The following is a 25,248-nucleotide window of genomic DNA, read 5'->3' as shown; positions in this document are numbered from 1 at the left end:
CATCCGCTGGTGCTAGGACAGAGCTGGAGCCGCTGGATCACATTTCGGCGAGCTTTGAACGGGGTGATTCCGGCTAGCGACAAATCATCACGGCGGGTTTTGCGGGCGACAGAAAACTACCGTCCCAAACCTGCGTGATGGAACAAAATCGCGATGTTGCCGCTCCGTCACAGTAACGAACGATCAACGTTCCGGCATCGCCGCGAAGCAACCCAATTCACGCCTGTTTGTTTCCTGAGTGTCGTAAATGAAAAAACGGGGATGACGATGAGGACGATTTTTCTCGGCGCTGCAGCCGCTCTGTTGGCGCTGGCGGCACCGGCCGCAGCGGCCGACATGCAGCCGCGCACTTACACCAAGGCGCCTGCCTATACACCGCCGCAGGTGATCTACAACTGGACCGGTTTCTACATCGGCGGCCATGTGGGCGGCGCGTTCGCCGGCGACAGCAGCTTCCAGTCCAGCGACGCCCGCTTCCTGGGCGGCGTGCAGGGCGGCTTCGATTACCAGTTCGCGCCCAATTGGGTGGTGGGTATCGAGGCCCAGTATTCCTGGCTGCCGACCAACAATAACGGCGTGACGTTCCCGCTCGGCACGCAGGTGACGTCGAACACCGACCAGCTCGGATCGGTGACCGGCCGCATCGGCTACACTTGGGGTCCGGCACTGCTCTACGCCAAGGGTGGTTACGCCTGGCGTAACGGCGGCCTTGGCGTCAACGTCGCAGGCGTGCCGCAGGCCTTCACCGCCACTGGCAACAACAAGGACGGCTACACCGTCGGCGCCGGCCTCGAATACATGTTCGCCCCGAACTGGTCGGCCAAGGCCGAATACCAGTATTACAACTTCGGGAGCACGACGATCACCTCCGGTCCGGCCGACGTCGTCGGCGTTCGCGGCCGGGAGGACGAGCATACCGTCAAGGTCGGCGTGAACTACCGCTTCGGCTGGGGCGGTCCGGCAGCCTCGCGCTACTGACCCTTCCACCTCCGCTGCGACCACGATCTGACAAAGGCCGGCTCGAAGCCGGCCTTTCGTTTGCGGCTCTTCGCCAGCCCTAGCGAGGTGCGTCGTTTGCATTGCGTGAACCATCTGGCGCGTCATTTGCAAGCAAACGGTCGGGCGCGCGCCTTCTCACGCGTGTCACGGGGATCGGGTAAAGCAAAAATAATTTTTGCCGCTTACGGAACTCGTGCTCCGGAAGGCGTTATATGAGAATTACCGGGCTGGTGGGACGACGGACATGCGTATCTTGGGGTCGGCGATACTGCTCTCGTGCTTCATTTCTTTGCCGTGCGCTGCACAGACAATCCTCAAGTCCGAGCCTCTGATGCTGGCACCCTATGAGGTGGCCTTCGTCAAGGATGCCGCCTGCCCATCCGGCAAGGTGCTGAAGGTGACGGGCGCGATCCGCGGGCTTCACCGGCGCAAGGCCTGCGTGGTGCTGGCCGGCGAGCAGGCCTCGCTGGCGACCGCGACGCCCTGAGGCGGTATTCGGGCTTCCTCTCCGATCGTCAGGAATTCAGCTGAAGCTCCATCCTGGACTGCCGCTCGGCCTCCGCCTTGTTCATGGCGGGGTCCTCGCCTTGGGCGGCCGGGCAGGGCTTGATCTCGTAGTCGTTGTCGAGCACCCGGCGCGGTCCGTGGCGATCGTCGTCCGTGCTGACATCGACGACGAGGCCGCTTTGCTGTGCAAGCTTCCAGACGTCGGCCTCATCGGGATAGGCCTTGCTGAGCTGGGCGTCGTTGCAGAACAGGGCGTAGGGCATTCTTTCCGCTCCCGGAAAGCACGTTAACGGTTTGATGGGGTGAGGTGTTCCGCATTGATCACGGGGCCGTGATCAATCGGCCGGCGCAGCCGGGCCCTGAGTCCTTAACGAGTCCTGAATCCCGGAAAAAAGATAGCTTGGGACTCATCCGCCGGAATCAGCGGATGTTTCCGGCCATGACGACCGACCTCAAGACCTGCTGCGGGCACATGCTGCTGCCACTGACGCTGGGATTGCTCAGCGCCTGTGCGGCCAATCTCTGGTTGGTTTGGTCCTGGCTCTAGTTTTTGTTTTGACGCGTTTTCTTGACGCGAACCGGTATCCACTCGCTCGAAAACGCTCTGGCCTGACCGGCGGCCGCCTCAATCTTCGGCGGACGGACGGAGCGAGGGATCCCGGATTGCGGCGCGCAGCCTGGTCAGGGTCGCCGCGCAATATTCCTCCCGCTCGCGCTCGAACCGCTCCTGATGCTTTCGGAAATTGGCGATCCGGGCCTGCATCTCGGTGCGGAAATCTCCGCTGGTGCGGGGCGGCGCAACCATGACGGGCGAGGGCGGCGGCAGCGGCGGAGCGGCCGGCGGCTCGATCTCGACTGTGAAGGTCTCGACGGCGACCGTCTTGACCGCAGCCGTTGCCGCCCAGGCGGCCGGCGCAGCCGTCGGGACTTCCGGCGGATGGAGGTCACCCTTCTTGCCGGTCACCGATTGAACAAAGGCCATTGTCTGCGCGATCAGAGCGTCGCGCTCCATGATCCACTTCATGGGCCACCCCCTGCTGGAGCCATTCCACCAAAGCCTGGGGGGCGAATCAAGAAGATATCCTGCAAGGGATTGCATATTTTTCCCGAGCGCCCGACAGTGCGGACATGGATGCCGGAGAAGAACGTTCGGACGAGGCGGAGGGCCTGAGGCTCATTCGCGCCTTCCTGTCGCTGCCTCCCGCCAAACGGGCGGAGGTGATCGCCTTCGTCGAGGAATTGGCCCGCGCGCATGCCCAGCCCGGCGAGGGTGAGGCCGCCTCTCCGACGTGAGTGCTATCGTTCGCGCGGATTGACATTGGGCGCGAAGGGGGCGCCGACCACCCGGACCGGTGCCGGGGGTGCAACGTCAACAGGTCTGCTGGCCGCGACCTGCCTCTCCGGCGCCCGCCCGAAGACGGGTTCGAGCAGCGCGAACGTGCCAGCGACGAGGGCGCAGCAAAGCGTCACCGCGCCGAGCAGAAACATGTTTCGATTTTCTTCTCTGATCCGCATGGCCCGAAAACGGTCGATGCGGACAATTTGTTCCGAACAGAGAGGCGCGTCGGGCTGCCGCCAAAAGTGGCTGAAGCTTACGTGAAGCTGACGTTCGGACTCCGAACAGTTATTTTTCCGTAAGATTACCCAGTGCCTTTGTATTAAATTTTAACGTCCGCCGGTTCAAATGGCCCCGCTGGAACTCTTCGGTCAATGGAGACCGGATAAAAATCATTGGGCGGCTGAGATGAGCTTTTTGAACAATCTGAAGATCGTATGGAAGGTCGCGCTGATCGTGGCCGTGATGGGCTGCGCGATGATCGGCGTCGCCGCCTTCGGCACGCGCGAGCTTTCCGCGACGGTCGACGGATTTGGCGAGCTCGCCGCTTCGCAATCCTCTGCGCTGAACCTCACGCGCGCCCAGCGCCGTGCCGAGACCTATCATGCCGCGCTCTATGCGGTCTTCACGGAGGCGACCGAGGCGGGCAACGCCGCCCGTCTCAAGACCGCCAACCAGAACCGCGACGAAATCCGTCAATATCTGGACGCAGCCGAGCAGGATGATCCGTCCCGCGCGAGCCAGATCAAGAGCATCGGCGACCAGTTGAAAGCGGTGTTCGCCAGCTGCGATCCGGTCCTGAAGGCCGGCTCGCAGGCGAGCAGCACGGAAGAGAACGCAAGGGCGTCTGACCGGGCGCACAAGGAGTGCGATCCGGTGATGGATGCGGCGCTGGCGCGTATCGCCCAATTCGTGTCCGAGACGGCGCAGGCCGTTTCGAAGCGCAAGGAAGCCATCAACCGTGACGCGCGGTCCGCGACCTGGACCGTGATCGGCGTCAGTGCCGGCGGCCTGATCCTCGGCATCGCGATCGCCCTGTTCATCGGCCTCAATGCAATGTCCCGGCCGATCGCCCGTCTCAAGCTCGCGATGGAAGGCCTTGCCCGCAACGATCTCAAGATCGAGGTGCCGGAGAAGGACCGCAGCGACGAAATCGGCGACATGGCCAAGACCGTCGAAATCTTCAAGACCAACGGGCTCGAGGTCGAGCGCCTCAAGGCGGCGCAGGCCGAAGCCGAGAAGCTGGCCGCCGAGCAGCGCAAGCGCGACATGGTCAACCTTGCCGACGGTTTTGAGCGCGCGGTCGGCGAGATCATCGAGACGGTCGGCTCTGCCTCCACCGAGCTCGAAGCCTCGTCCTCGACGCTGGCCACCACCGCGCAGCGCGCGCAGGAGCTGACTTCGGTCGTCGTGATGGCGTCGGGCGAAGCGTCCGGCAACGTGCAGTCGGTCGCGACCGCCACGGAGGAGCTGTCCTCCTCGGTCAACGAGATCAGCCGCCAGGTGCAGGAATCCGCGCGGATGGCCGGCGAAGCCGTCACCCAGGCCCGCACCACCACCGAGCGCGTCAGCGAGCTCTCGGTCGCGGCGACGCGCATCGGCGATGTCGTCGAGCTGATCAACACCATTGCCGGCCAGACCAACCTCTTGGCGCTGAATGCCACGATCGAGGCGGCGCGCGCCGGCGAAGCCGGCCGCGGCTTTGCGGTGGTTGCCTCCGAGGTGAAGACGCTGGCCGAGCAGACCGCGAAGGCGACCGGCGAGATCAGCCAGCAGATTTCCGGCATCCAGACCGCGACGCAGGAATCGGTCAACGCGATCCGCGATATCTCGGCGACGATCGAGCGGCTCTCGGAGGTGTCGTCGACCATTGCGGCGGCCGTCGAGGAGCAGGGCGCCGCGACCCAGGAGATCTCGCGCAACGTGCAGCAGGCCGCTCACGGCACCCAGCAGGTCTCCACCAACATCACCGACGTGCAGCGCGGCGCGGCCGAGACCGGCTCTGCCTCCTCGCAGGTGCTCTCGACCGCGAAGATGCTGGCGTCCGACAGCAACCGGTTGAAGGACGAAGTCGGAAAATTCCTCCGCACGGTGCGCGCCGCCTGATTCCGGCGCGGCGGCATCCGTCCGCCGCGCAGATGGCACCTATTGCACCAGAAACGCGAGCAGGATGACGAACAGCACGGCCGTCACGATGACGGCCGTCGCCGCACCGGCGGCCATTTTGGCTTTCTCGTTCGTGGTGGTGGGGCGCATGCGGTCTGCAGGCTACCTCATGTTGAATTTCGGTCCAATCTGTGGTCAGTGGCGCTCCCGCGGCGGGATGAGCCCGCGTCGATCTCGAAGGCCGCTCCATGGACGAAGATGTCAGCGACGGCTGGACCGAGTCCGCCGCAGCCTGGATCATCGAGCAGGGTGACGACGGCGACTACGCCCGCCGCTTCGTGCTGGACGCACCCATGCTTGCGCGGATCGAGGGCCGCGGCTTCCGCCATGCGCTCGATGTCGGCTGCGGCGAGGGGCGCTTCTGCCGCATCATGCAGCGCGCCGGCATCCGCACCACCGGCATCGATCCGACCGAGGCGCTGCTCGCGCGCGCCAGGGAGCTGGACCCGCTCGGCGACTATCGGCTCGGCCGTGCCGAGACGATGGATTTCGATGCGTCTCATGATCTCGTCGTCAGCTATCTCAGCCTGATCGACATGCCCGATCTCGGCACGGCAATCGCAAAGATGGTTGCCGCGCTGCGGCCGGGCGGCACGCTGCTGATCGCGAACATGACCAGCTTCAATACCGCAGGCCCACCCGAAGGCTGGACGCGCGACAGCGAGGGCACCCTGCGCTTCACCATCGATCACTACATGGATGAACGGGCGACCTGGGTGAGCTGGCGCGGCGTCCGGATCCAGAACTGGCATCGCCCGCTCAGCACCTACATGACGCTGCTGCTCGACCAAGGCCTGCAGCTGCGCCTGTTCAGCGAACCGCAGCCTACGGGCGGCGATCCCGACAGAAATGCGCGTCATCGCCGCGTGCCGTACTTCCACATCATGGAGTGGCAGAAGCCGGATTGAGCTGGTCCGGTCAGGCCGTGAGCTTGGCCTGGAAGAACCGTGCGACCCGACCGATCGCATCCTGAGTCATCGGATCCGTGTCTGAGAAATCAAAGCCGTGGGCCTTGCCCGGATAGGGCACGAATTCGGTCTCGGCCCCGGCGGCCTTGCCGAGTTCGACGAGCTCTCGTCCCTCGGCAATCGGCACGTTCCGGTCGTCCTCGCCATGCAGCACGATCAGCGGCGGCAGGTGCTTGACTGTGGCGACCAAGGCGTCGGGCATGCCGCCATAGAGCACGCGCGTGTCGCGCGCCGCGGCCTCGGCCGCGATGTAGCCGCCCAGCGAGAAGCCGAGCAGGCCGACATGCCCCGAACTCTCCGGTCGACCCTGGATCGCCGTCACGGTGGCGGAAACCGTGTCGGCCCAGCCGTCGAAGCGCGCCGCGTAATAGGCATCGCGGCTCTCATGCGTGCTGGACTTCGACGTTAGCGCAGCCGTATCGGCCGGCGTCATGTAGCGGAGGAGATAGGCGTCCATGCCACTTGCCGTAAGCGCCTCGACGTATCGCTCATAGGCGCGCGGCCTGAGCTCGATGCCGCGCGATCCGTGCAGCGCGATCACGGCGGGGCGCTTCCCGGCCGCTGCCGCCGCGTAGCGCGACACCGGCAGGCTGTCCTGGCCACTGGCGACGTCGAACTGTTCGCCCGACGCGCCGCGTGCGGCGACGGGGGACAGCAGTGCGGCGATGGCACCCAAGGCGGTGCGCCGGTCGATCATTGGCGGGCCCATTGAGGAGACATTTCAGATGCGACGCGCCGCATGTATATTGCGCTTGCGACGGAATCTTGACGCGAGTCCCGCCCGATGATCGCCAATCGTCCACCCGTGCTCGCCCATGAGCGGTTCGTCGCCGACCGCGACAATTTCGCGGGCCTCGATCTCGCCGCGCGGTTCGAGCGGATCGAGCGGACGAACCTGTGGGGCGCTTCGAGCTCGGTGTCGGGCCTCGGCTCGGAGGATCCTGCCACGGCCGCGATCCGCGACGCGCTTCCAGCTTTGCTGTTACGGCTCGGCGCGCGCTCGCTGCTCGATGCGCCCTGTGGCGATGCCGGCTGGATCGGCCGCTCGAAGCTCGACATCGATTACACCGGCATCGACATCGTGCCGTCGCTGATCGCGGCCAACAACCAGCGCGCCGCGCGTGGCGAGCTGGCCGGACGCTTCCTCGTTGCGGACATCACGCGCGATGCGCTGCCGCAGGCCGATGTGATCCTGTGCCGCGACTGTCTGGTGCATCTGAGCTTCGACAACATCGCCCGCGCCGTCAGAAACTTTCGCGCCAGCGGCGCGCGTTTCCTGCTGGCGACGACGTTTCCCGAATGGGACGGCAATCGCGATTGCGAGGACGGTGACTGGCGCGCACTGAACCTGGAGCAGGCGCCGTTCAACTGGCCGGCGCCGCGCGCGCTGATCAACGAACGCTGTAAAGAGGGCGCCGGCGGCTGGCGTGACAAGAGCCTCGGGCTGTGGCGGCTGGATGAGTTGCCTGATCGGGCGGCGAGGTAGCGGCGCGCGTCGAGCGCTGGTGCCGGCTGAGGGGATTGAACCCCCGACCTTCGGTTTACAAAACCGCTGCTCTACCGCTGAGCTAAGCCGGCGACGCTGGGAAGCGGACAGGACCGGCCCGGGCCGGGGCTGTCTGCCCGTGCGCGCCGCAATATCAGACTTGGTCGGAAAGTGCCAGAACCAGAGGTGGGGATCGCAGGCACGAAACAGGCGGCCCAAGGGCCGCCTGATCCGTCGCGCTTCGTTCGACCGGGTTTATTGGCACTTACTGGCAGATGTGCCGGCGGCCGTCTTCGCCCTTGAACCAGGTGCCGGGCGTGCAGACGAAGCCATTTCGCTGAGCGTAGGTGCGGGTGTCCCAGCCGCGATTGTCCCAACCGCGGTTATCCCACGAATTGTCGTAGGCATAGCTGTTGTCCCAGCCGCGGAACGGCGCAGTGGCGATCGCGCCCGCCGTTCCGATCGCAGCGCCCGCTACGCCGGCCGCTGCGCCAGCTGCACCGGCCGCAACGTCGGTCGGCCAGAAACCGGTGGGGCTCCTGTTCCAATCATTGTTCCAGTCGCGGTTGGTCTGGCGGTAGGACACGCGGCGATGGCGATAGCCACTGTCGGTGTAGGGATTGCCCGGTCCGAGGTTCTGGCAATTGGCATTGGGGAATTGGGCCGAGCAGCGGCCGGGTTCGTTGATGACCGGCTGCGCCATGGCAGAGCCTGCCAGCATGGTCACAGCAATCGCCGTGGCGCCGAGAAGTTTGATGTTCATGATTGTTGGCTCCCGTCTGGAATTGACGGGGGCTTAAACGCTCAGGGCGCCGGACGTTCCGGTAAAGGCCGCTGATTTATGCGGCTCCAAATTCAAACCGATGTGAGCGCACAAGCCGGTTCCGCCATCGGACATGGCGCCGTTAACGCTTCGCTAGCTCGCGTCGCAGCATTTGAGCGGCGCGCAATCCTTGCGCGTTAGGCTTACCGGAAATTGGTGAGCGGGCCTTAACCCTCTCTGCGTCGCAATCGATTAGGTTGCCGCCGGATAAACGGGATCCTCTCATGCGCGCCGTGGCACTCGCTGCCCTCTTGATCGGACTGCCTGCAACGGCTTTTGCCGGCGGCGGCTTCGATATCGTCGTGCCCGGCCGTCCCGGCGTGCCCATCATCATCAACGGCATCGATGCGTCCTACAGCGTCGTCGAAGGCGTCTGGGGTCTCGGCAAGAACGTCCAGGTGCAGCCGACGATCTACGGCGGACGCTATATCGCCGACCGGCAGCCCGATGACGTCGGCCATTATTATCCGACGCTGGGCCTGCGGCCCGGCTACGGCCGGCTCGAGGTCGAGCCGCCCGCGAACCGCAAATTGCCAAAGCCGGCCGAGAGCTATCACGAGAGCTGGGGCGCATCGTCCGCGCCGCTGCCGGCGCAAATGGATCCGCCGGTCGATCCGCCGCCGGTGATCTACGCGCCGGAGATCAACGATCGTCCGCGGCCGCGTGCACAGGTGCCCGGCAGGCCGCCGGGTTAAGAAACGTCAAAACCCAAAAATGGAAATCAACAGGAGAGAGTAATGCGTCAAATGATTTCGGGACTGGTCGCGGCGGCTGCCGTGATGTTCGCAGGCAGCGCGCCGGCCATGGCCTGCGGCTTCAATCCGTGCCAGCCGGTCGCGCCGGTCTATACCGGCTGCAACACCGGTTGCGGCGGCTACGGCTACGGCGCCTATGAGCGTCTCGCCGAGCCCACCTCGCAGTATTATTACGTCAACCAGGGCCCGACCTATACCGGCCCGGGCGCCTTCGCGCCGTATCCGACCTATCGTGAGGACGCGGTCGTTGCCCCCGCCAATTACGGCTACGGCTATGGTTATCGCGCTACCGTTGCGCCTTACGCCTATCATCACCGCCCGTATTACCGTCCGTATCGCTACGGCTACGGGCCGCGCTACGGCTACCTGCCCCGCCACCACTACGGCTACGGTCCGCGCTACGGCTACTCGCACCGCTATGCACCGGCCCCGTATTACGGCGGCCACCGCGTGCTGCGCCGCTATTACTGATCTCTGATCGGTTGAGTTGACGAAACGCCCGTCCGCATCATGCGGGCGGGCGTTTTGTTTTCTTTCGCCTCGCCCCGCTTGCGGGGAGAGGCCGACGCGCGTAGCGCGGCGGGTGAGGGGACTCTCCGCGAGTCAATCTGTCACCGCGATCGCGGAGGCAGCCCCTCACCCCAGCCCTCTCCCCGTAAGAACGGGGCGAGGGAGCGCACCTGCGTTGCGGCTACATCTACCGCTTCATCAGCCCGAGCCTGCTAGCGCCGACATAGAGCGCGAGCACGGCGGCGTTGGAGACGTTGAGGCTCTTGATCTCGCCGGGCATGTCGAGCCGCGCCACGACGCTGCAGGTCTCGCGGGTCAGTTGCCTGAGGCCCTTGCCCTCGGCGCCCAGCACCAGCGCGAGCGGCTCGCGCAGCGTGACGGCCGAGAGGTCCTCGCTGCCTTCGCTGTCGAGGCCGACGGTCTGGAAGCCGCGCTCGTTCAGCGCGGTCAGCGCGCGGGCGAGATTTTGCACGGCCACCATTGGTACCAGCTCCAGCGCGCCGGAGGCGGCCTTGGCGAGCACGCCGGTCGCTTCAGGACTGTGGCGCGCGGTGGTGACGATCGCCTTCACCGCAAAGGCGGCCGCCGAGCGCAGGATGGCGCCGACATTGTGCGGATCGGTGATCTGGTCGAGCACCAGCACCATGCCTTCCTGCTTCAAGGTCGCGATGTCGGGCGAGGGCAGGGCATCGGCCTCCGCGAGCAGGCCCTGGTGCACGGCGTCGGGCGAGAGCAGCCGGTCGATCTCCTGCGGCCGCACGATCTCGGGCGTGACTGGGATCTTGATGTTGTCGTCCGCAAGCCGCTTTGCGGCGTTCTCGGTCAGCGTCAGCTTGCGGATCCGCCGCGCGGGGTTGGCGAGCGCCATGGTCACGGTGTGCCAGCCATAGAGGATGACGGGCCCGTCGGGGTGCGAATCGCGATCGCGCCAGGCCGGCCGGCCGGCCGATTTCCCTGTTTTGTTGAAGGGCTTAGCCCCGCCGCGGGGCCCCCTCGGGGCGAATTTCTTGTCCTTCATGGGGCTGCTTGTGTCACGGGTGCCGGAATATGGCAATTTGGCTGCGAATGGGGGCCATTTTAGCTGTTCGCCTCGGTTGACTTTGCCCCACCGGATCGCCCATAACCGCGCCCGGTCGCGCCTCCATCCGGGCTGTCGCGGCCTTCACGTTCCATGGCCGTCTTCGGTCCGCCGGCAAGGTCCGGCCCGATTGTGCTGCCGTCGAGCGGGGGAGTGTCCCGAGTGGCAAAGGGAGCTGACTGTAAATCAGCCGCCTCATGGCTTCGAAGGTTCGAGTCCTTCCTCCCCCACCAGCCTTCGCTCGCTTCGCGAGCTACGGCTCGGCAAGCCAGCCTAGGTGCCCGTTGCGCGAAGCTCGCGAAGGCTGCCGCGCCGTAGCCCGACAGGGCGCAGGCGGGCCGTCTCAACAAACACATCATCCCCTCATCCGCCGACATCGCTTGCGCGCGCATACGTTCACGGCAAAATCCTGATCGACATCGTCGCTGCGATGCATGGCTTGCCTGCATCAAGTTGATCGCAGACGGCGGGGAACAGTGAGATAGATCACGATCATTCGTCAAAGTCCGTTGCTACAAGCACTCATTTCCATTGGGAGGTTCAACGATGACGATTTCCCGAGGCTCGCTCAAACTGGCCTTGTGTGTGATGTGCTTCACTGTGCCCAACCTTGCGAAGGCACAGACACCGCCGGCAGCGCAGGCACCGCCCGCGGCTGCAAGTCCGCCGCCGCCCCCGACGCCCGTTCCGTTCGATGCCGCGCTGCTGAAGGCCGCCAACGATCTCTTCTCCAAGGCCAATCTCAACGGTGCGCCCGACAAGGTGACGTTGGTGATCGACCCTCTGATCGACGGCGTCACCGGCGCGCAGTCCAAGGCGACGCATCTGGAGGAGAAGCGCATCACCGAGCTCGTCAAGAGCAGCTATCCGCGTTTCGAGGTCGCGCGCTTCTCCTCCGACAGCGTTGCCAGGAATCCGGTCGTGCTGATCGGCACCTTCACCGCGGTCAACAATGCCGGCGTTGCGGGCGGGGCGAAGGATGCCTATCGCATCTGCCTCGCGCTCGCCGACATGAAGACCAAGACCATCATCTCCAAGGGCGTCGCGCGCGCGCTGCCCGAAGGCATCGACCCGACGCCGGCGGCGTTCTTCAACGACAGCCCTGTGTTCGCCAAGGATGCATCGACCGACAGCTATATCAAGACATGTCAGGGCACCAAGGTCGGCGACACCGTCGACCAGGCCTATGCCGACCGCATCGTGGTGGCCTCGCTCGTCAATGACGGCATCGAGGCCTACGATGCGGGCCGCTATCGCGATGCGCTCGACGTCTATCAGAGCGCGCTGAAGACGCCCGGCGGCCAGCAGCTGCGCGTCTACAACGGCATCTATCTCGCCAACGCCAAGCTGCGCCGCACCCGCGCCGCGATGGACGCATTCGGCAAGGTGGTGGATTACGGGCTTTCGAGCGACAAGCTCGCGGTCAAATTCCTGTTCAAGCCGGGCTCGACCCTGTTCATCAACGACCGCAATTTGCGCGCGCCCTACGATGCATGGCTGGAGAAGATCGCCGAGCGCACTGCGGCGAGGCAAGGATGTCTCGAAGTGGTCGGCCATACCAGCGCCACCGGCCTGCCGGCGGTGAACGATCGCCTGTCCGCGCTGCGGGCCGACTACATCAAGGACCGGCTCGAGGACAACGAGAAGTCGCTGCGCACCCGGCTCACCGCCAGCGGCAAGGGCTCGCGCGAGATGATCGTGGGCACCGGCCGGGACGATGCCAGCGATGCGCTCGACCGGCGCGTCGAGTTCAAGGTCGCGCCCTGCGGCGGCGCGCCCGGCGGCCGCACCACCTGATCCTGATCTGAGACGATCGAGATCCCGGCTTCCATCGCAATGGAGCCGGGATTTTTCGTGTTAGTGCACTAGCGTGCGCGCGACGCGAAAACCGATGTCGTCGTGACGCGCGTCGAGGCCGGCCTTGGCGCGGATCGCCGGCCGCAGCGAGCCTGCGGCAGAGAACCAGTCGCCGCCGCGCAACGTATGCGCCGTGCAGCCGTCTTGCGAACGCGCAGCGCTGTCGGCGCCGGCACCGCGATAATCGTCGGCATAGCAGTCGGCGGTCCATTCCCAGACATTGCCGATCAGGTCGGCAAGGCCGAAGGCATTGGCCTTGAACGCGCCGACCGGCGCGGTGAAGGGATAGCCGTCGCTGCACGCCATATAGGGGGCATCCTGCGGCAGGCCGGCATTCCGCGCGGCCTGGTCGGCGCCGTTGACGTAGCGGCAGAGATCGGCGGGATTGTCGGTGTAGGCATAGGGCAGGGTGCTGCCGGCGCGCGCGGCATATTCGAACTCGGCCTCCGACAGCAGGCGGTAGGGCTTGCCCGTCGTCTTCGACAGCCAGTCGACATAGGCCTGCGCGTCGTTCCAGCTGACGCAGACCGCGGGATGGTTGCCGTCCTGGGCATAGCCCGGCATCAGATAGGAGCGGCCCTCGCGCTCCTGCGGAACATTCTGCTCGAAGGTGAAGCAGCGCTTGCCGGCCTTGTAACCCGAGGCGGCAACGAACGCCGCGAACTGATCGCGCGTCACCTCGAAACGGCCGAGTGCGAGGGGCTGGCTGACCACGACCTTGTGCTGCGGCGCTTCATTGGCGGCGGCGAGGCCATTGCTGATCTCACCGGTTGACGAGCCCATCATGAATTCGCCGGGGGGAACGACGACCATCTCGGGACAGTTCTGGCACTCGCGAAAACTCTGCTTCGGTTTCAAGCTGCATTCTTCCGGCAGCGACAAGGCTCTCGCCGTGTCGAGCGATAATGCCGCGGACTGCGGCTCCGCGCCGGCGCAGCCGCCCTGCGCGCGCGGCGGGACTTTGCCGGTTTCGGGAGCGGGCCTGATCTCGTGCGGTACGATCGCCGCCAATTGTTGCCCCGGCGCCGGCTGCGCCGCCTTTGCGCGCGCCGCGTCCGCGGCTTTCGCCTCTTCGGCGGCCTTTGCGGCTCTGGCTGCTTCGGCTGCTTTGGCCGCCTTGGCGTCCTCAGCCGCTTTCGCAATTCTGGCCGCTTCGGCAGCCTTCGCGACCCGCGCCTCTTCCGCAGCCTTTGCGGCGCGGGCTTCTTCCGCGGCTTTCGCGGCCTTGCTGTCTTCAGCCGCTTTCGCGGCCTTGGCCTCTTCGGCCGCTTTCGCGGCCCTGGCGTCTTCAGCCGCTTTTGCGGCTCTGGCATCTTCGGCCGCCTTGGCGTCGTCGCGCGCCTTCTTCTCCGCGGCGAGGCGGGCCTGTTCGGCGTCCCTTGCCGCGATCAGCTTGTCGCGCTGGGCGCGGGCGAGGTCGCTGTAGAAGCCGGTCGGATACTTCGCGAGGAAGGACTCCCAGGCCGCGATCACGTTGATCTGCGAGGTGAGCTGGTAGTCGTCGCGGGCTGCCGCAAGCGGATCGACTTTCGGCGCGGGTGGCAGCGGCACCAGGGCGACGTCATCGCCGCCGAGCGAGCCGTAGATGAACGGCTCCTGCTTGTAATTCGTCACCTTCAGGACGTCGTCACGCACGAAGCCGAAGGCTTTGCGGACGTCGAGGCCGGGGACCGGCAGATGCTTGACCAAAGCCGTGGTGAAAGGACTGTTCCTGCTGTCGCCGTCGTCGGCGGTGGAACCGGCTTTGGCGGCGAAGGCGACCAGCGTGTTCGGACTGTTCGGCTCGACCATCACCAGCCCGCGCTGGAGCGAGCGCGAGGCGACCGGGCGCTTCAGGCGCTTGGCGAACGGATTGTCGCGGCAGGCATCGAGAATGACCATGCGCAGCCGCTTCGCAGGCTCGACCACCGCGAGCAGCCGGTCCAGCGGGATCGCCTCGTCATAGGCGTCGATGTCGCGCTCGAGGACGGCGTCGACCGGCACCAGGTAGTTGCTGCCGTCGATCTCAAGGCCGTGCCCGGCGTAATAGATGATGGCGAGGTCGGCATCGCGCACGGCGTCGACGAAATCGCGTAGCGTACGGCGCATCTCGACGGCTTTGAGGTCAAGCTTGAGCGTCACTGCCTCGAAGCCCGCCTTCTTGAACATCTCGGCCATCGCGGTGGCGTCGTTGGCGGGATTCGGCAGTTGCGGAACCCGCTCATAGGCGGAGTTGCCGATCACCAGCGCAATCCGCCGGTCGGCGAACGCGGGTTCGCCGAACAGGCAGATCGCACAGAGCATCAAGACGATGGCCGAGACGACACGCATCATGCCTTCCAGCATAATCGCAAATTACGGCATAGAACACCGTATCGGATGATGCTCTGTGATCCCGCTCACAGTCAGCACGAAAATGCCAGCGCTCCGACGACAGCTGACTCTATGCCATCATCTCCCGCACCATCGGCACCACCTTGCGGCCATAGAGTTCGATGCTCTTCATCAGCTTCTCATGCGGCAGCGGGCCCGCCGAATATTTCAGCTGGAAGCGCGCAAGGCCGAGCGTCTTCGCGGTCGCCGCGATCTTGCGCGCCACGGTCTCCGGCGAGCCGACATAGAGCGAACCGCGCTCGGCCTCGCTGACGAACTCATCGCGGCCCATCGGCGGCCAGCCGCGTTCCTTGCCGATGCGGTCGCGCATCGCCTTGTAGTAGGGCCAGAGCTCTTCGCGGGCCTGCGCGTCGGTCTCGGCGATATAGCCGGGCGAGTGCACGCCGATCGGCTGCGCCGGGCGGCCGAACTCCTTGAAGGCGCGGTGATAGAGATCGACGAACGGTGCAAAGCGCGCGGGATCGCCGCCGATAATGGCGAGCATCAGGGGCAGATCGTAATGCGCGGCGCGCACCACCGATTGCGGGCTGCCGCCGACACCGATCCAGGTTTTAAGCTGGCCGTTCTCGACCGGCGGATAGACGAGCTGGTCCTTCAGCGCCGGACGCAGCTTGCCCTGCCATGTCACCGGCTTCTGCGACAGCAGGGCCGCGAACAGGTCGAGCTTCTCCTCGAACAGTTCTTCATATTCGCGCAGGTCGAAGCCGAACAGCGGAAAGGACTCGGTGAAGGAGCCGCGGCCGAGGATCACCTCGGCGCGTCCGTTCGAGAGCGCATCCACCGTCGCGAAGCGCTGGAACACGCGGATCGGATCGTCCGAGGAGAGCACCGTCACAGCCGAGCCGAGATGGATGCGCTTGGTGCGCGCTGCGATCGCTGCCAGCACGGTCTCTGGTGACGAGATCGCAAAGTCTGCGCGGTGGTGCTCGCCGAGGCCGATGAAGTCGAGGCCGAGCTCGTCGGCCAGCACGGCCTCCTCGACGACATTGCGGATCACCTGCGCGTGGGGGAGCATGGCGCCGCTTGCGTCTTTCGTCACGTCGCCAAAAGTATCCAGTCCGAATTCAAGCGGTGCGGTCATCGATCAGGTCTCTGTGGGGAAGATCGACGACAGTTAGTGGGCAGGCCCGCCGCGGCAAGGCTGCTTCTGGAAATGCTCGGTTTCCGTTTTGGACGTCAGCGAGGCGCCAGCCATTTCTCGAACTTGCCGAGGATTCCCCAGGCGGTGGTGCCGAGGAAAACCGGCAACGCGGCTTTGCCGAGCGTGTCGAAACTGCCGAACAACGGCACGGCGGCGTTCAGATGAGGGCCGATCAATTGCAGTACCGCGGTGATGACGGTGCCGATGATGCCGATGGCGCTCTTCTTGCCGTCGAGCAGATTGCCGATAGTCTGCCCGAGCGCGCCGTTGACCTGTCCCAGCTGGCCATCGGGTGACTTGCCGGTCAGGACCGTCAGCAGCTTGATGAAATCGCCGATTTGCCGCGTCGGTGCAGGCGCCTGGCCAGTCACGGGCTGTTGCCGCGCGGCGATCACCTGCAAGATCTCCAGGGCCGATTGCACCAGCGCCGGGAGATCCTGCTGGCCGGCCGGGATTGTCGGGATGGTGCCGGTGCCGGCGATCGGACCGAGATCGCCCGGGATCTGGATGTCTACCGGCGTCGCATGGGCGAGCGCCAGATATCGCTGAAAGTTCTCGCCGTAGAAGGGGCCGCCATCCTTGGGATGGAATCCCTGTTGCGGGCCGCCGCCGACCCGCACGCTCCCATGATTATACGCGATCGCGACGTACATCATCTCATCGTCGGTGAGCGACGACTTCAGCGTTCCGTAGGCGCGTTTGCATGCGGCATCCAGCTCCTGGATGAGGCGCTTGATGCACTCGTCCATTTTGTGCCAGCCGCGGCTGAGGAAGAAGCTCGGATCCGTCTTGAAGAACTGGATATCGTACTGAAAGATTCCATAGCCGTGGCAGAACTTGTCGGGATTCTGCGCCACCTTCTGATAGGGAGGATTGACCTGCGCGACATCGATCAGAGCCTGGCGGGCGACGTCGAACATGCTTGCTCCCCCCGGCGCGGAGACAAGCTCCGCCTTGCTCGTCGGAAACGCGCTGCGGTTCGGTGCATCGAGCGTGTCGCCAACACAAAGCTTGAGTACCTCGCTGACCGGCTTGGTCTTGTAAATGCGGCCCCAGCAATCGGAATAGGTTTCCTGCATGGCGATCGCTGCGGCCATGTCGAGCGTGTACGGCGTGCCGCGGCAGGCCACGGTGATATCCGCGCCGAACTGCGTCTTGAACCATCGAATTGCATCCTGCTCGGACATGCCTGCCATCCCAGTCGTGCTTTGGCGCGCGCGAACTTCCCTTAAGTCTTGGCTGCCGCACTCACGGCTTCGGCGGCGTGGCCGGCGGCAGCCACTTCTCGAACTTGCCGAGCACGCCCCAGGCGGCGATGCCGAGGAAGACCGGCAAGAGGGCCGGCAGGGCGGGGCCGATCGCGGCCGTCACCGTCGGCAGGAGAGCCGGACCGGCGAAATGCAGCACCGCCGTCAGCACCGAACCGATGATGCCGATCGCGCTCTTCTTGCCGTCGAGCAGATTGCCGATGGTGGTGCCGAGCGCGCCGTTGACCTGGCCCAGCCCCTTTTGGCCGCCCAAATCGCCGGTCAGCACGCTGAGCACCTTGATGAATTGCTGGATCTTGTCCGGCGTCGCTGCGGTCCCGCCCGTGGCCGGTGGTTGCTGTCCGCCTGGCCCGCCCAAGGTCTGGAAGACCTTCAGCGCTTCGGCGATCAGCGCCGCGACGTCGGGCTGTCCGCCGGCGGGCGGCGTGGTTGGATTGGTGGGCATCTTGGCGGCCTCCAATTGAGCTAGCAGCTGTTGCACCAGGTCGGGAGAAGTCGAGTCTCTGTGGAACGGGAAGGGAATGAACGGGCTGGTCAGCGGAGCGCTCACGAACTCCCAGTCGACCTCGCCCTTGTCGATGAGCCCGATCGCCTTCGCCGCGGCCGGCGTGAGATCGATGCCTGCACCGTTCGTCCTGTTTCCGCGGCTGTCGTGGCCGGACTCGGCCTGCGGCCGCGTGCCGGTCTTCCAATAGGGATCGTCGGTGTTCCAGGGGCCGATATGCACGACCTTGCAGATCACCGTCCTGCCGTCCTTGGAGACGCTGACATTGGGCCGCGGATCGGCGATGTGAGCAGGCAGCGCGACACCGAGTTCGGTGTCGTCGATCATGTGCCCGTCATAGGCGCTGGTCTTCGGATCGGAGGCGCCGCCGAATACGGTCGCAATGATGCGGCCCTGCGTCTGTAAAGGCGTGTGGACGGTGGTCGCAGGCGCAATGGCGGCGGCCGGCGGCCGGCGAATGGCGGTGCAGCGGCTTTTCGGGAGTTTAGATAGCTTGACCTGATGGTCCTGGTTGCCGCCGCGACAGACATAGCTGTCGCCGCTCGTCTCCTCGTAGAGGGTGACGTGATGGCTGCCGTTGGTCCATGTGAACACCATCACGTCGCCGGGTTGCGGCGTGCCGCCGGCATCGTCTCCAAACCTCGCCCAGGCGTTGGCCCAAAGGAAGCGCGAGACCGCGTCATCGCCAAACACTGGCTTGATCCCGTTCACCGCCATGCAATATCCGACGGTGAGGCCGCACCAGGCGATGGAATCGTGGGTGTATTCCTTGCAATAATCCCTGGTGTCCGGGAACAGCTCACCGATCTTTTGCGGCCAGCTCATGATGACGGGATTGTCGCCGTTATCGAGCGCCCGCGTGCCCGTGATTTGCCGCATCGTTGCCAACCAGGGAGGGATCGTCGCGGGCATGGCTATGCCTCTCTACGTTGCGCGCACCGGCGGTGCGGCAGATTGAGGATCGCGTTCAGGGCTTCGTGGGGTGAGTTGTTTCGCCGGGCGGACGCAATGGTGCGGGCCCGCAAGAAATCTGCGGAAGCATGCCCGCCCTGCACTGACAGGGGCGACGCCTGGGTTACGCAAATCATAATACCAACAGCTCAAAGTAATATGATCTGATTGAAGCAACTTGGAAATGTGCCGTCAAGAGCGGCGTCTTGCTGCGATGCCGCATGCGTCGTCGGGGGCTCGTTCATGACGGCCGGAAAGGTCGGTTCGAGCCGGCGAGCTCAACCGGATCCGGCGAACATCTCCACCAGGGTCTCGCGCAACCAGCGCTGCGCCGGCACGGTGTCGTTGCGCTGGTGCCAGAACAGGCTGACGATGCGCGGCGGCGCCTTCAGCGGAAGCGGCATGGCGTGCAGCAGCGGCGCGTGGCGGGACTGCGAGCGCAAATCGCTCGGCAGCACGGCGATCAGGTCGGACTGACGCACGACCTCATAGGCGGCGCTGTAATGATTGACGGTCGCGACCAGATTACGCGACAGCCCGCGCGAGGCGAGGAAGAGGTCGTAGGACGGCATGGTCTTGCCCGCGAGGCTGACATCGACATGGCCCGCATTCAGGAAGGTGCGAGTGCTCAGCCGCTTCTGCGAGGCGAGGGGATGGCCGCGCCGCATGAAGCAGGCATAGTCGACGGTCCATAGCGAGCGTGAGCGAATGGCGGCCGGCTGCTGCGCCTCGTTGACATAGACGCTGAGCACGCAATCCACCCTGTTGTCCTCGAGCTGGTCGGCGATCTCCAGGATGGTATTGGGGACGGTATGGACGCGCGCCCTGGGCGCGACCTTGCCGAAATGCGTGAGGAGGTTCGGCATCACCAGCGAGGAGACGTAATCCGACATCGACAGACTGAATTCCGTCTGTGCCCGGGCGGGATCGAACACCTGCTCGTCGAGCGCGCCGCGGACACTTTCCAGCGCCTCGCCGATCGGCTCCCACAGCACCACGGCGCGCTGGGTCGGCCGGATGCCGGTGCCGGACCTGACGAACAGGGGATCGCCGAGCGCATCGCGCAGCCGCGCCAGGGCATTGCTGACCGCCGGCTGGGTCATCGTCAGCGCGCTTGCGGCGCGCGTGACGCTGCCCTCGGTCATCAGCGCCTCGAAGACTTTGAGGAGGTTGAGGTCGAGCGCGCGGAATGACAGGGACATTCACCACAGTGATATATTAGATCATAATTATAAATTATGACGATAATGTCACTTTGTCTATGGTTCCCTCCCGAGCGGCGCGCCGGGCCCGTGACAATTCAGGGGGACTTTCATGTCGATAATATCGGCGCGTATCGAGCGCCTTCCGTTCGCGCGTTTCCACAAGCACCTGCTGCTGATGGGCGGGCTCGGCTACATGTTCGACGCGATGGACGCGGCGGTGCTGGCCTTCATCCTGCCGGTGCTGCGCACGGCGTGGAATCTGACGAGCGTCGAGATCGGCGTGCTCGGCAGCAGCACCTATATCGGTTTCCTGTTCGGCGCCCTGTGCGCGGGCACGCTCGGCGACCTCATCGGCCGCCGTGCGGTGATGATGTCGGCGCTGGCGCTCTATTGCGCGGCGTCGATCGTCAGTGCGCTGGTGGACACATGGCCGTCCTTCTTCGCGGCGCGAATCGTCGCCGGCATGGGCACCGGCGCGGAGAGCGCGATCATCGCGCCTTATCTCGCCGAGTTCGTCGCACGGCGTTACCGGGGCAGCTTCACCGGCGCACTCGCCGGCTTTTTCTCCTTCGGCTTCGTCGCCGCGGCCTTGCTCGGCTATTTCATCGTCCCTGCCTATGACAATGGCTGGCGCATTGTGCTGGTCATCACCGCGGTGCCTGTCGTCATGCTGCTCTGGTGGCGCCGGGCGCTGCCGGAATCGCCGCGCTGGCTGGAGAGCCGGGGACGGGAGAAGGAGGCCGAGGGCGTCCTCGACAGGATCGAGGCCAGCTTCGCGCGCGAAGGCCTTGTCCTGCCGCCGCCGGTGGTCGAGGCCCCGGCCCCGGTCGGGACGGGTGGAACGCTGCTCGCCAATTTCGGCGCGCTGCTTGCGGCCCGCCAGGCGCGCATCACCATCATGACCTGGATCATGTGGCTGGCGATCACGTTCAGCTATTATTCCTTCTTCGTCTGGATTCCCGGCCTCCTGGTCCAGAACGGCATGAGCATCACCAAGAGCTTTGCCTATTCGATCGCGATCTATTGCGCGCAGATCCCCGGCTATTTCAGCGCGGCCTATTTCAACGAGCGCATCGGCCGGCAGGCGACGATCGCGACCTACATGGTGCTCGGCGGTGCCAGCGCGCTCGGGCTCGCCTTCGCGCAGAGCGACCAGCAGATCATGGTGGCCGGCATCTTCCTGTCGCTGTTCATGAACGGCACCTATGCGGGCGTCTACGCCTATACCGCCGAAGTGTTTCCGACGCCGGTGAGGACCACGGGCGCGGGGCTCGCCTCCGCGATCGGCCGCATCGGCGCGATCGTCTCGCCGATCCTGGTCGGCTATCTCTATCCGAATTTCGGCTTCGCCGGCGTGTTCGGCGTCACCACCACGGTGCTCCTGCTCGGAGCGGTCACCGTCGTGCTGATGGGCGTGCGGACACGCGGCCGTTCGCTGGAAGAGATCGCGGCGGGTGAAACCGCATGACGCGGACGAAAGTTGCAGCTGACCCGTTGCTCTGGGCCGTTGCGGCGGCGCAGGGAAGGGCGGACCAGCCGGAAGCGCTGTTCGCCGCGCTCGATCAGGCCGTAAAGGCTGCGATCGGGCACAAGCTGTTCACGATCCTGACCTATGACGGCGACAGCGGCGAGGCGGCGCGGATCTATTCCAATCTTTCCGGGCCGTATCCGACCGGCGGACGCAAGCGCCTCGCGCCGGGTCCGTGGACCGAGGCCGTTCTCGACCGCGGCGAGCCCTATATCGGCCGCACGCAGGACGATCTGCGCAAGGTCTTCTCCGACCACGAGCTGATCGCTTCGCTCGGCTGCGAAAGCGTGCTCAACATGCCCGTGCGCTGGCGCGGCCGGACGCTCGGCTCGCTCAACCTGCTGCACGAGGCAGGCTGGTATGACGAGGATGACGCCTCTGCCTGCCTTCCCTTCGCCCAGCTCACATTGCCGGCGCTGCTTGCGCCGGCCTCTCTCTGACAGGACACTGCGATGCCCAGCATCCTCTTCAAGAACGCCGCGCTGCTCGATCCCCTTCAGCCCGACCTGCTGACGGGTCATGACGTGCTGGTCGAGGACAACCTGATCAAGGAGGTCTCGGACCGGCCGATCCAGGGCGGCGCCGATCGCACCATCGATCTCAAGGGCAAGACGCTGATGCCCGGCCTGATCGACCTGCATGTGCATGCGATCGCCGTCGAGCTCAATCTGGCGCAGCAGGTGCACATGCCGAACGTGCTGGTGACGCTGCGCTCGACGTTGCTGCTGCGCGGCATGCTCAGGCGCGGCTTCACCACGGTGCGCGATGCCGGCGGGGCCGGCCATGCCCTGAAGCAAGCGATCGAGACCGGCCTCACCGACGGGCCGCGGCTGTTCGTCTCCGGCCGCGCGCTCAGCCAGACCGGCGGCCACGGCGACATGCGGGCGCGCTCGGATTATCTCGCCAGCGACGCGCCCTGTCCGTGCTGCGTGCGCGTCGGCGCGCTGGCGCGCGTCGCCGACGGCGTCGACGGCGTGCGCAAGGCCGCGCGCGAAGAGCTCCAGATGGGCGCCGACCAGATCAAGATCATGGCCTCCGGCGGTGTCGCCTCGCCGACCGATCCGGTCGGGGCGTTCGGCTACTCCGAGGACGAGATCCGCGCCATCGTCGAGGAAGCGCGCGGACGCCAGACCTATGTGCTGGCCCACGCCTACACCGCCGCCGCGATCGAACGCGCCGTCCGCTGTGGCGTGCGAACCATCGAGCACGGCAATCTCGTGGATGCCCCGACCGCGCGGCTGATGGCGGAGAAGGGCGCCTACGTGGTGCCGACGCTGGTCACTTACGAGGCGCTTGCCAACGAGGGTGCGCAATACGGCCTGCCGGCGGAGAGCGTTGCCAAAATCGCCGATGTCCGCGACGCCGGACTGCGCTCGCTCGCGATCTATCGCGATGCCGGCGTGAAAATGGGCTTCGGCAGCGATCTGCTCGGGCCGTCGCAGCGCCTGCAGAGCGACGAATTCCGCATCCGCGCCGAGATCCTCGGCCCCCGCGCCGTCATTGCCAGCGCGACAGTGATCGGCGCCGAGGTGCTCGGCATGGAGGGCAAGCTCGGCCGCATCGCGCCGGATGCGATCGCGGACCTCCTGGTGGTCGACGGAAACCCGCTGCGCGATGTCGCCTGCCTGCTCGGCCAGGGCGAGCACATTCCGCTGGTGATGAAGGCGGGCAAGGTGCAGTTCGATAGACTGAACGCGTAAACAGCGTTACCGCCACATCCCGCGCATCTTCGCGCCAATGTCGATCTTCGGTCCTTGGGCCGCGGAAGGGGCGGCGCCGGCTGCGGCCTTCGGCCAGGCGGCGCGCTCGAACAGGTAGACCAGGGATTCCGGGATGAAGCGGGTGCGCGAGGCGTAGACGTGTCGGTCGCCCTTGGCGACCTGGCCGTGGACGAAGAAGCGCTGGGGTACGACGAGGTGCAGGTCCTCCTTGGCGCGGGTCATTGCGACATAGAGCAGGCGGCGCTCTTCCTCGATCTCGGCGCTGGTGCCGGCGCCGAGATCGGAGGGCATGCAGCCGTCGACGACGTTGAGCACGAACACCGATTTCCACTCCTGGCCTTTGGCCGAGTGGATGGTGGAGAGGATCAGATAATCCTCGTCGCGGAGCGGGGGACCTGATTTGTCGCTGGTCGCATCCGGCGGATCGAGCGTGAGCTCGGTCAAGAATTTTTCGCGCGAGGCATAGCCGCTGGCGATCTGCTCGAGCTGCATCAGGTCGGCGCGGCGCGTCTCGGAATCCTCGTGGATGCGGTCGAGATGCGGCTCGTACCAGAGCCGTACGCGCTCGAGATCGACAGGCCATTCCGAATAGCGCAAATTCTCGACGGTGCGGACGAAGGCGGTCCAGTCGTCGCCGGTGCGCGCCGGCACCGGAAGATGCGCGAGCGCGTGCAGCGGATCCATGCTCTCGGCCATCCGGTCGAGCACGCGCTGTGCGGTGGCGGGGCCGATGCCGGGCAAGAGATGCAGGACGCGGAAACCGGCGACGCGGTCGCGCGGGTTTTCGGCAAAGCGCAGCAAGGCCAGCGCGTCCTTGACGTGGGCGGCATCGAGGAATTTCAGGCCGCCGAATTTCACGAACGGGATATTGCGGCGGGTCAGTTCGATCTCGAGCGGGCCGGAATGCGAGGACGTGCGGAACAGCACCGCCTGGTGCTTGAGGAGCGAGCCTTGCTCGCGGTTGGCCAGCACCTCCTCGACGATGTAGCGGGCCTGGTCGGCCTCGTCGTGCACGGTGACGAGCTGCGGCTTTTGCGACCCGGTGCGGTCGGTCCAGAGATTCTTGGTGAAGCGCTCGCGCGCGAGGCCGATGACGCCGTTGGCCGCGGCGAGCACGGGTTGCGTCGAACGGTAATTGCGGTCGAGCGTGATCATTTCCGCGCGCGGCGAAAAGCTTTGCGGGAAGTCCAGGATGTTGCGCACGGTGGCGGCGCGGAACGAGTAGATCGACTGTGCGTCGTCGCCGACCACGGTGAGGCCGCGGCCGTCGGGCTTCAGCGCCAGCAGGATCGAGGATTGCAGGCGGTTGGTGTCCTGATATTCGTCGACCAGCACGTGATCGAAGCGGCCGCCGATCTCTTCGGCGATCAGCGCATCGCTCATCATCTGCGACCAATAGAGCAGGAGATCGTCGTAATCGAGCACGTGCTGGGCCTGCTTGGCCTCGACGTAAGCCGCGAACAGGCCCTTCAGCTCGGCGGCCCAGCCGGCGCACCAGGGATAATGTTGCCCCAGCACCTTCTCGATTTCCATCTCGGCATTGACGCAGCGCGAGTAGATCGACAGGCAGGTACCTTTCGCGGGAAAGCGGCTCTCGGTCTTCGACAGGCCGCGCTCGTGCCGGACCAGGTTCATCAGGTCGGCGGAATCCTCGCGGTCGTGGATGGTGAAGGCGGGGTCGACGCCGATGCGCTCGGCATATTCGCGCAGGAGGCGCGCGCCGATGCCGTGGAAGGTGCCGGCCCAGGTGAGCGCATCGCGCATGATCGCGGCATTGTTCTCGCCGAGCACCTTTCGCGAGATACGCTCGACCCGGCCGGCCATCTCGGATGCGGCACGACGGGAGAACGTCATCAAGAGGATGCGGCGCGGATCGCTGCCTGCGACGATCAGATGCGCGACGCGGTGGGCCAGCGTGTTGGTCTTGCCGGAGCCGGCGCCGGCGATGACGAGCAGGGGGGCGCCCACGGTCACGCCGTCGGCCACGCCATGCTCCACGGCGCGGCGCTGCTCCGCATTGAGCGTGTCCAGATATGTCGCCACGAATCGCCCCGATTAAACGCCGAGAATC

At 65.5% G+C, this 25,248-nt stretch carries 24 protein-coding genes and 2 tRNA genes; 13 read left to right on the top strand and 13 right to left on the bottom strand.

All coding sequences use genetic code 11. The features are described 5' to 3' along the window. Positions 1-267 precede the first annotated feature (267 nt). Both HYH08_RS16540 and HYH08_RS37810 read left to right on the top strand, forming a co-directional pair. On the top strand, positions 268-978 hold the full coding sequence (locus tag HYH08_RS16540) for an outer membrane protein (RefSeq protein WP_220010859.1): 711 nt from the start codon (positions 268-270) through the stop codon (positions 976-978). A 265-nt stretch (positions 979-1,243) separates the two neighbouring features. After that, entirely contained in the window at positions 1,244-1,486 is a 243-nt protein-coding gene (locus HYH08_RS37810) for a DUF6719 family protein (RefSeq protein WP_220010858.1), read from the top strand. A 28-nt stretch (positions 1,487-1,514) separates the two neighbouring features. Here HYH08_RS37810 and HYH08_RS16530 read toward each other — a convergent pair whose 3' ends face one another. Both HYH08_RS16530 and HYH08_RS16525 read right to left on the bottom strand, forming a co-directional pair. After that, positions 1,515-1,769 (bottom strand): hypothetical protein, encoded by a 255-nt coding sequence (locus tag HYH08_RS16530; protein ID WP_220010857.1) that lies wholly within the window; start codon positions 1,767-1,769, stop codon positions 1,515-1,517. 362 nt (positions 1,770-2,131) lie between these two features. After that, positions 2,132-2,530 (bottom strand): hypothetical protein, encoded by a 399-nt coding sequence (locus tag HYH08_RS16525; protein ID WP_220010856.1) that lies wholly within the window; start codon positions 2,528-2,530, stop codon positions 2,132-2,134. Between the two features lie 104 nt (positions 2,531-2,634). Here HYH08_RS16525 and HYH08_RS16520 point away from each other — a divergent pair, with 104 nt between their 5' ends. Continuing rightward, a complete protein-coding gene (locus HYH08_RS16520; RefSeq protein WP_220010855.1) occupies positions 2,635-2,799 on the top strand; it encodes a hypothetical protein in 165 nt (54 codons plus the stop codon). A 3-nt stretch (positions 2,800-2,802) separates the two neighbouring features. Here HYH08_RS16520 and HYH08_RS16515 read toward each other — a convergent pair whose 3' ends face one another. Continuing rightward, the gene (locus HYH08_RS16515; RefSeq protein ID WP_220010854.1) at positions 2,803-2,994 is read right to left on the bottom strand and encodes a hypothetical protein; all 192 of its coding nucleotides are present in this window, start codon (positions 2,992-2,994) and stop codon (positions 2,803-2,805) included. Positions 2,995-3,250: 256 nt separating this feature from the next. Here HYH08_RS16515 and HYH08_RS16510 point away from each other — a divergent pair, with 256 nt between their 5' ends. Together HYH08_RS16510 and HYH08_RS16505 are read left to right on the top strand one after the other, a co-directional pair. Beyond that, complete coding sequence (locus HYH08_RS16510) at positions 3,251-4,948, top strand: methyl-accepting chemotaxis protein (RefSeq protein WP_220010853.1); 1,698 nt, start codon at positions 3,251-3,253, stop codon at positions 4,946-4,948. Between the two features lie 248 nt (positions 4,949-5,196). Then, positions 5,197-5,916 carry a class I SAM-dependent methyltransferase gene (locus tag HYH08_RS16505; protein WP_220010852.1) on the top strand — a complete coding sequence of 240 codons (720 nt, stop codon included), beginning with the start codon at positions 5,197-5,199 and terminating at the stop codon, positions 5,914-5,916. Between the two features lie 10 nt (positions 5,917-5,926). Here HYH08_RS16505 and HYH08_RS16500 read toward each other — a convergent pair whose 3' ends face one another. After that, positions 5,927-6,673 carry a dienelactone hydrolase family protein gene (locus HYH08_RS16500; protein ID WP_228747862.1) on the bottom strand — a complete coding sequence of 249 codons (747 nt, stop codon included), beginning with the start codon at positions 6,671-6,673 and terminating at the stop codon, positions 5,927-5,929. Positions 6,674-6,760: 87 nt separating this feature from the next. Between HYH08_RS16500 and HYH08_RS16495 the strand changes: the two genes are divergently transcribed. Then, entirely contained in the window at positions 6,761-7,462 is a 702-nt protein-coding gene (locus HYH08_RS16495) for a class I SAM-dependent methyltransferase (protein WP_220010851.1), read from the top strand. A gap of 17 nt (positions 7,463-7,479) precedes the next feature. Here the strand turns inward: HYH08_RS16495 and HYH08_RS16490 are convergent. Both HYH08_RS16490 and HYH08_RS16485 read right to left on the bottom strand, forming a co-directional pair. Next, positions 7,480-7,554, bottom strand: a tRNA-Thr gene (locus HYH08_RS16490). 173 nt (positions 7,555-7,727) lie between these two features. Then, entirely contained in the window at positions 7,728-8,225 is a 498-nt protein-coding gene (locus HYH08_RS16485; protein WP_220010850.1) for a hypothetical protein, read from the bottom strand. Positions 8,226-8,509: 284 nt separating this feature from the next. Here HYH08_RS16485 and HYH08_RS16480 point away from each other — a divergent pair, with 284 nt between their 5' ends. Next, positions 8,510-8,980, top strand: coding sequence for a hypothetical protein (locus HYH08_RS16480; protein WP_220010849.1), 471 nt, complete (start codon positions 8,510-8,512; stop codon positions 8,978-8,980). Positions 8,981-9,022: 42 nt separating this feature from the next. Beyond that, positions 9,023-9,511, top strand: coding sequence for a hypothetical protein (locus HYH08_RS16475; protein ID WP_220010848.1), 489 nt, complete (start codon positions 9,023-9,025; stop codon positions 9,509-9,511). A 226-nt stretch (positions 9,512-9,737) separates the two neighbouring features. Here the strand turns inward: HYH08_RS16475 and rlmB are convergent, their stop codons facing one another. Continuing rightward, positions 9,738-10,568: a 23S rRNA (guanosine(2251)-2'-O)-methyltransferase RlmB gene (rlmB, locus tag HYH08_RS16470; protein ID WP_220010847.1), complete on the bottom strand. Its 831-nt coding sequence runs from the start codon at positions 10,566-10,568 to the stop codon at positions 9,738-9,740. 207 nt (positions 10,569-10,775) lie between these two features. Between rlmB and HYH08_RS16465 the strand changes: the two genes are divergently transcribed. Next, a tRNA-Tyr gene (locus HYH08_RS16465) sits at positions 10,776-10,861 on the top strand. 313 nt (positions 10,862-11,174) lie between these two features. Further along, positions 11,175-12,425 (top strand): OmpA family protein, encoded by a 1,251-nt coding sequence (locus tag HYH08_RS16460; protein WP_220010846.1) that lies wholly within the window; start codon positions 11,175-11,177, stop codon positions 12,423-12,425. A 60-nt stretch (positions 12,426-12,485) separates the two neighbouring features. Here the strand turns inward: HYH08_RS16460 and HYH08_RS16455 are convergent, their stop codons facing one another. From HYH08_RS16455 to HYH08_RS16435, 5 genes are all read right to left on the bottom strand, one after another. Beyond that, the gene (locus HYH08_RS16455) at positions 12,486-14,798 is read right to left on the bottom strand and encodes an SUMF1/EgtB/PvdO family nonheme iron enzyme (RefSeq protein ID WP_220010845.1); all 2,313 of its coding nucleotides are present in this window, start codon (positions 14,796-14,798) and stop codon (positions 12,486-12,488) included. A 109-nt stretch (positions 14,799-14,907) separates the two neighbouring features. Beyond that, entirely contained in the window at positions 14,908-15,939 is a 1,032-nt protein-coding gene (locus tag HYH08_RS16450; protein ID WP_220010844.1) for an LLM class flavin-dependent oxidoreductase, read from the bottom strand. 95 nt (positions 15,940-16,034) lie between these two features. Then, positions 16,035-17,186, bottom strand: a complete 1,152-nt coding sequence (locus tag HYH08_RS16445) for a hypothetical protein (RefSeq protein WP_220010843.1) — start codon at positions 17,184-17,186, stop codon at positions 16,035-16,037. Positions 17,187-17,247: 61 nt separating this feature from the next. Next, positions 17,248-18,651, bottom strand: coding sequence for a DUF8814 domain-containing protein (locus HYH08_RS16440; protein WP_220010842.1), 1,404 nt, complete (start codon positions 18,649-18,651; stop codon positions 17,248-17,250). 350 nt (positions 18,652-19,001) lie between these two features. Next, positions 19,002-19,925: a LysR family transcriptional regulator gene (locus HYH08_RS16435; RefSeq protein WP_220010841.1), complete on the bottom strand. Its 924-nt coding sequence runs from the start codon at positions 19,923-19,925 to the stop codon at positions 19,002-19,004. 112 nt (positions 19,926-20,037) lie between these two features. Here HYH08_RS16435 and HYH08_RS16430 point away from each other — a divergent pair, with 112 nt between their 5' ends. The 3 genes from HYH08_RS16430 to HYH08_RS16420 are packed head-to-tail and all read left to right on the top strand — an operon-like array spanning position 20,038 to position 23,156. Next, positions 20,038-21,396 (top strand): MFS transporter, encoded by a 1,359-nt coding sequence (locus HYH08_RS16430; protein WP_220010840.1) that lies wholly within the window; start codon positions 20,038-20,040, stop codon positions 21,394-21,396. Beyond that, positions 21,393-21,896: a GAF domain-containing protein gene (locus HYH08_RS16425; RefSeq protein ID WP_220010839.1), complete on the top strand. Its 504-nt coding sequence runs from the start codon at positions 21,393-21,395 to the stop codon at positions 21,894-21,896. The genes HYH08_RS16430 and HYH08_RS16425 overlap by 4 nt, the downstream gene beginning before the upstream one ends. A gap of 12 nt (positions 21,897-21,908) precedes the next feature. After that, entirely contained in the window at positions 21,909-23,156 is a 1,248-nt protein-coding gene (locus tag HYH08_RS16420) for a metal-dependent hydrolase family protein (RefSeq protein ID WP_220010838.1), read from the top strand. Positions 23,157-23,162: 6 nt separating this feature from the next. On the opposite strand, the gene HYH08_RS16415 is transcribed toward HYH08_RS16420, so the two are convergent. After that, entirely contained in the window at positions 23,163-25,220 is a 2,058-nt protein-coding gene (locus HYH08_RS16415) for an ATP-dependent helicase (RefSeq protein ID WP_220010837.1), read from the bottom strand. Positions 25,221-25,248: the final 28 nt, after the last annotated feature.

This window comes from Bradyrhizobium sp. BR 10289 (genome assembly GCF_019455385.1).
In the GTDB taxonomy this organism is placed as follows: domain Bacteria; phylum Pseudomonadota; class Alphaproteobacteria; order Rhizobiales; family Xanthobacteraceae; genus Bradyrhizobium.
Note: the sequence above shows the minus strand (reverse complement) of the source record. Positions and strands in the feature narration are given on the sequence as shown.

What these genes read in the sequence shown, in the direction of transcription:
- HYH08_RS16540 (WP_220010859.1), top strand. Translation starts at nt 268, where the DNA reads ATGAGGACGATTTTTCTCGGCGCTGCAGCCGCTCTGTTGGCGCTGGCG.
- HYH08_RS37810 (WP_220010858.1), top strand. Translation starts at nt 1,244, where the DNA reads ATGCGTATCTTGGGGTCGGCGATACTGCTCTCGTGCTTCATTTCTTTG.
- HYH08_RS16530 (WP_220010857.1), bottom strand. Translation starts at nt 1,769, where the DNA reads ATGCCCTACGCCCTGTTCTGCAACGACGCCCAGCTCAGCAAGGCCTAT.
- HYH08_RS16525 (WP_220010856.1), bottom strand. Translation starts at nt 2,530, where the DNA reads ATGAAGTGGATCATGGAGCGCGACGCTCTGATCGCGCAGACAATGGCC.
- HYH08_RS16520 (WP_220010855.1), top strand. Translation starts at nt 2,635, where the DNA reads ATGGATGCCGGAGAAGAACGTTCGGACGAGGCGGAGGGCCTGAGGCTC.
- HYH08_RS16515 (WP_220010854.1), bottom strand. Translation starts at nt 2,994, where the DNA reads ATGTTTCTGCTCGGCGCGGTGACGCTTTGCTGCGCCCTCGTCGCTGGC.
- HYH08_RS16510 (WP_220010853.1), top strand. Translation starts at nt 3,251, where the DNA reads ATGAGCTTTTTGAACAATCTGAAGATCGTATGGAAGGTCGCGCTGATC.
- HYH08_RS16505 (WP_220010852.1), top strand. Translation starts at nt 5,197, where the DNA reads ATGGACGAAGATGTCAGCGACGGCTGGACCGAGTCCGCCGCAGCCTGG.
- HYH08_RS16500 (WP_228747862.1), bottom strand. Translation starts at nt 6,673, where the DNA reads ATGATCGACCGGCGCACCGCCTTGGGTGCCATCGCCGCACTGCTGTCC.
- HYH08_RS16495 (WP_220010851.1), top strand. Translation starts at nt 6,761, where the DNA reads ATGATCGCCAATCGTCCACCCGTGCTCGCCCATGAGCGGTTCGTCGCC.
- HYH08_RS16485 (WP_220010850.1), bottom strand. Translation starts at nt 8,225, where the DNA reads ATGAACATCAAACTTCTCGGCGCCACGGCGATTGCTGTGACCATGCTG.
- HYH08_RS16480 (WP_220010849.1), top strand. Translation starts at nt 8,510, where the DNA reads ATGCGCGCCGTGGCACTCGCTGCCCTCTTGATCGGACTGCCTGCAACG.
- HYH08_RS16475 (WP_220010848.1), top strand. Translation starts at nt 9,023, where the DNA reads ATGCGTCAAATGATTTCGGGACTGGTCGCGGCGGCTGCCGTGATGTTC.
- rlmB (WP_220010847.1), bottom strand. Translation starts at nt 10,568, where the DNA reads ATGAAGGACAAGAAATTCGCCCCGAGGGGGCCCCGCGGCGGGGCTAAG.
- HYH08_RS16460 (WP_220010846.1), top strand. Translation starts at nt 11,175, where the DNA reads ATGACGATTTCCCGAGGCTCGCTCAAACTGGCCTTGTGTGTGATGTGC.
- HYH08_RS16455 (WP_220010845.1), bottom strand. Translation starts at nt 14,798, where the DNA reads ATGATGCGTGTCGTCTCGGCCATCGTCTTGATGCTCTGTGCGATCTGC.
- HYH08_RS16450 (WP_220010844.1), bottom strand. Translation starts at nt 15,939, where the DNA reads ATGACCGCACCGCTTGAATTCGGACTGGATACTTTTGGCGACGTGACG.
- HYH08_RS16445 (WP_220010843.1), bottom strand. Translation starts at nt 17,186, where the DNA reads ATGTCCGAGCAGGATGCAATTCGATGGTTCAAGACGCAGTTCGGCGCG.
- HYH08_RS16440 (WP_220010842.1), bottom strand. Translation starts at nt 18,651, where the DNA reads ATGCGGCAAATCACGGGCACGCGGGCGCTCGATAACGGCGACAATCCC.
- HYH08_RS16435 (WP_220010841.1), bottom strand. Translation starts at nt 19,925, where the DNA reads ATGTCCCTGTCATTCCGCGCGCTCGACCTCAACCTCCTCAAAGTCTTC.
- HYH08_RS16430 (WP_220010840.1), top strand. Translation starts at nt 20,038, where the DNA reads ATGTCGATAATATCGGCGCGTATCGAGCGCCTTCCGTTCGCGCGTTTC.
- HYH08_RS16425 (WP_220010839.1), top strand. Translation starts at nt 21,393, where the DNA reads ATGACGCGGACGAAAGTTGCAGCTGACCCGTTGCTCTGGGCCGTTGCG.
- HYH08_RS16420 (WP_220010838.1), top strand. Translation starts at nt 21,909, where the DNA reads ATGCCCAGCATCCTCTTCAAGAACGCCGCGCTGCTCGATCCCCTTCAG.